This is a genomic window from Roseomonas sp. HF4 (assembly GCF_005222755.1).
In the GTDB taxonomy this organism is placed as follows: domain Bacteria; phylum Pseudomonadota; class Alphaproteobacteria; order Acetobacterales; family Acetobacteraceae; genus Neoroseomonas.
In genome coordinates this window covers 1-548 of record NZ_STGD01000055.1, presented here as the reverse complement: position 1 = coordinate 548, position 548 = coordinate 1, and the positions used below count along the sequence as shown (strand labels likewise).

Annotated in this window: 1 protein-coding gene; it reads right to left on the bottom strand. The window is 73.0% G+C overall.

The features are described 5' to 3' along the window. A partial coding sequence (locus E8M80_RS25660; RefSeq protein WP_137128555.1) for a transposase occupies positions 1-548 on the bottom strand: 548 nt, incomplete at both ends.

Here is a 548-nt window from a genome sequence, read left to right as displayed (position 1 = left end):
TCGACGGCCGAGCGCACGGCCGACTTGCGCGCATTGGCCCGCCGCGTCCGTGCCGCCATCGGCCGCCCCGGCGGCTTCTTGCGGTGGATGCGCGAGACCAGGCCGCGCTCGGCCAGCCACGCCTCGTTCTTCGCCGAGCGGTAGGCGGTGTCGGCCCAGACATCGCCGGCGGTGTTGTCGGCATCGACCACCTCCACCAGCCGCGCACCGTCATGGGCCGCGGCGTGGCTCGCGGTCCAGCCGCGGATCAGCCCGTGCCGGCGATCGATCGCGACGTGGTTCTTGTACCCAAAGGCCGGCACCGCGAGATCGACCTGCGGCGCGCCATCCTCGCGCGGCCTGGCCTTGGAGAACTTCACCGTCCAGCGCGCATCGCGATCCTTCTGGCGCAGCTTCGCGGGCTTCTCCGCCCAGCCCTCGGGGATCTGCCCGGCCTTGATCGCCGCCCGCTCCGCCTCGGTGTTGCGCTGCTTCGGCGCGGCGACGATGGTCGCATCCACGATCTGCCCGCCCATCGCCAGGTAGCCGGCGGCGCGCAGCGTGGCATC